The 3,290-nt window shown below is 68.1% G+C and carries 1 protein-coding gene and 1 pseudogene; one reads left to right on the top strand and one right to left on the bottom strand.

The genetic code is table 11. The annotated features are described in order from the left end of the window. A pseudogene (locus tag ACFWPJ_RS28565) lies at positions 1-418 on the bottom strand (hypothetical protein); the annotation flags it as partial. 393 nt (positions 419-811) lie between these two features. Between ACFWPJ_RS28565 and ACFWPJ_RS28570 the strand changes: the two are divergent. Next, a partial coding sequence (locus ACFWPJ_RS28570; RefSeq protein ID WP_378855961.1) for a hypothetical protein occupies positions 812-3,290 on the top strand: 2,479 nt, incomplete at its 3' end.

Below are 3,290 nucleotides of genomic sequence, written 5' to 3' on the forward strand. Positions count from 1 at the left end.
CCGAGGTGGTGGGTTCGGCATTCGTCGTCGTGGTAGTTCCGGTGACCGGCGGTCCCGAAGTTGTGGTGGGCGGGACGCCGGAGGTGGTTGTCGGCGGAACGGTCGTCGTGGTCGGCGGGACGCCGGGCGTGGTAGCCGGCGGGAGGGTGAAGGTCGGCGGAAGGGTGAATGTCGGCGGCAATCTCAGCGATGTTATCGGCGGCAGCTGCGACGTGATGGTCGGCTGGACCAACGTACCCGGTACCCGCTGCGAGGTCGGCGGTGGCACATCCGGCTGCTCCACCTCGCAGCCCTGTTGACTCGGCGCGCAGTTGCCGGAATCGGGCGGGGCCGCCGCACCGAATCCCGCCGTGAACGACAAGAACGCGGCCACCAGATACATCACGGCGGACAGGACGAGAGCGGACCGAATTCTCATGGCTTCCCTCACACACTCGGAATCTCCGGCTGTGCCCACCGTTTCGGCCGCGACAATACGGGCGTGGCACACACCAAGGGCACGGTGCCATGGTGTGCTCCACGAGAGGCGCCGAGCTACGTGGTCCGACCGAAGCACCGACCGCAGCATTTCGACTGCGCCGGTGACAGCCCCCCCCGCGCGGCACACCCCGCCGTACGGTGAACGTCGGAGGCCATCGAGCCGCAACGGTCTCCGGAGGAAGCTGACCGTGGATGTCGCTCCTCGGCGCTCCGGCTCCGGAGCGAGACGGCCATGCCGATAGGCTGAAATAGCCTTCGACACAGCCACTTTCGTAGCCTGATGCGATACCGTTGAACCTTTGCGGGTGGCGGCGCGGAGGTGGGGTTGATCATGCGAGAGCAGCAACGACAGGCGCGAATCCTCAAGTACTGGCGAGCAGTCGAGTACTTCTCGCCGCCGCGGGTGGACGCGGTGGACTTCGGTAAGGGCGTACGCAACGTCGACGGATCGCGACCGCTTCCGTGGGAGCCCGGCGCGCCCGCACTCCACCCGCCGTTGCGACGCAACTTCGTCTGGCAACACACCGTGTACATCGGGGTGTTCGACCTGGCCAAGGTGCGCGCGGTGCTCGATGCGACCTTGCGGGTCACCGAGGAGGAACTGGATCTGGACGCGCGCACCGGCGGGCAGAGCGCGCTGCTCAGCCTCACCGTGAACGGGGACGGGCTCTTGATCCGCGATTCGGTCACCGTGTCGTCCTGTGCCTGGGCGGTGGGCCGGACAGTGGATCCCGGTCCTGCGTCCGACGAGTGGTTGCTCGGTTTCGACGCCGACCAGGACGACATCCGTGCCGTGGCGTTCGGTATCGGCGACGGTCGCGTGCCACTGACCGAGGCCGCGACGAGATCGGGCCTCGGCCGTATCGCCGGAACCGCGGTGCGGATCGCCGTCGACACCGCCACCGGCGGCGTGGCATCGGCTCTGGCCGGGGTGGTGTCACCGCTCATGGAACCGCTTGTCGCGCAGCTGGTTGCGGGTGTGGGCGCGAGGGCGGCCGACGTGGCCGGCGGTCCCGAGGCAGGGGCGCAGGATTCGGATGCGGACAGATCCACACCGCCGACGCTCGGAGTGAAGGCGCTGACGACCGAGGACCTGGGTGCGTTGACCCGCTGGGTGGCTGAGCATCTCGGTGTGGCCGAGGTGCTCTCACCCGCGATCATCCGCATCAAGAGTTATCCGGTGCACGAGCGGTCGGCCGATGCCGCGGGTACCGACGAATTCCTCAACAGCTTCTTCGCCGACGACCTGGAACGGGTCGCTGCGGACATCGAAAGGGGCGGTGCGGGGAGGGCGCTGGACAGCTACCTCCTCGAAGACGAGCGCATCGACCAGCGCGAGCGTATCGACGTGCGCCGCCAGCCGGCCGATATCCTCCGGTCCTTGTCACCGCGATCGATGCCGCCGGCCCGCTGGCCGGCGAAGCTCGCGCATACACTGACGCTGAGCCAGCAGTTCGCGGTGAACGAGATCTACCGCACCCTCGGCGCCCCGGACGACCGGGGGATGTTCGCGGTGAACGGACCGCCTGGCACCGGCAAGACCACCCTGCTGCGTGACCTCATCGCCGCGATCGTCGTCGAACGCGCGATCCGGTTGGCCCGCCTCGACCATCCCCGGCAGGCGTTTCGTGACACACCGCTGACCTGGCGGACCGGCGAGACCGGTTCTCGGGACGGTCGCCGCCTGTTTCCGTTGATCGATGAGCTGTGCGGCTACGAAGTGGTTGTGGCGTCATCGAACAACGGCGCCGTGGAGAACATCACGATGGAGGTGCCCGCTGCGGATTCCGTTGATACGGAGGCCTTTCCGCAGTCGAACTACCTGGGCGATCAGGCGACTCTGCTGGTCGGAAAGCCCGCATGGGGAGCGATCGCGGCGCGCCTGGGCAAGCGCTCGTTCCGTGCCGAGTTCGTCGAGCGTTTCTGGTGGGGTGAGGGCGCCGACACCGAGGAGGGCGAGGCGGGACTGTCGGATCTGCTGAAGGAGTTCGCCGATTACACCGCCGCAGGGGAGCAGCTGGAGGGCATTCTCAGTTGGGAGGAAGCGGTCGAGGAGTTCGACAAGGCGATGGACGCAGTTCAGCGGCTCGCCCGGGCCAGGCAGTACATCGCCGACATCGTCGAACGGGATTTCGACGCCGACCCCGAACTCCTGCGCCTGCGGCGGGACGCGACCGGCCAGGCGAGCTATGTTGCGCGGGTGCGCCGGCATGCGGTGGTGGTTGCCGACGAAATGCGCGCCGCCGAGCAGGCTTGGGCGGATGCGTCGACGAGCCTGGCGCTGGCGCGTCGTGGGCTGGCCGGGGCCGACGCTGCGGTCGAGTACGCGACACGCGTCGTGCTCGCGGCGGAATCGGTCGTGCGCGATCACGACAGACAGCGGCCCGGTTTCCTTCGGCGACTGTTGTCGTGGAACTCCGACGACGTGTGGGAAGCCGAGCGCACGCCGTTGATCTCCCGGTTGGCGGTGGCCGATCAGCGCTTGGCCGACCAGGAGAGCCTGCGCGGGGATCACCGGGCCGAGGTCCACACCCGTCAGCGCGCACTGGACGAGGCTGCGCGGGTGATGCACCAGGCTCAGGCCCGCGTGCGCGGTGTCGAGCGAGAACTCGCGGACGCGCTGGCCGCGAGCGAGCAGGCCGGCGCCGCCGTCCAGCATCGTGAGGCCGTTCTGCGTCGCGACGCCGAGGCGCTGGAGACGGCGCGGATGCTGTGGTCGACGACCGTCCCGCGGGCGGAAATGGCCAGTAGAGTATACACAACTCCGAGCCCCCCATACCGAAATAAAACTCTTATTACCGGAGAGAGAT

Origin of the sequence: Nocardia sp. NPDC058497, from assembly GCF_042720195.1 — a bacterium.
In the GTDB taxonomy this organism is placed as follows: Bacteria; Actinomycetota; Actinomycetes; order Mycobacteriales; family Mycobacteriaceae; genus Nocardia.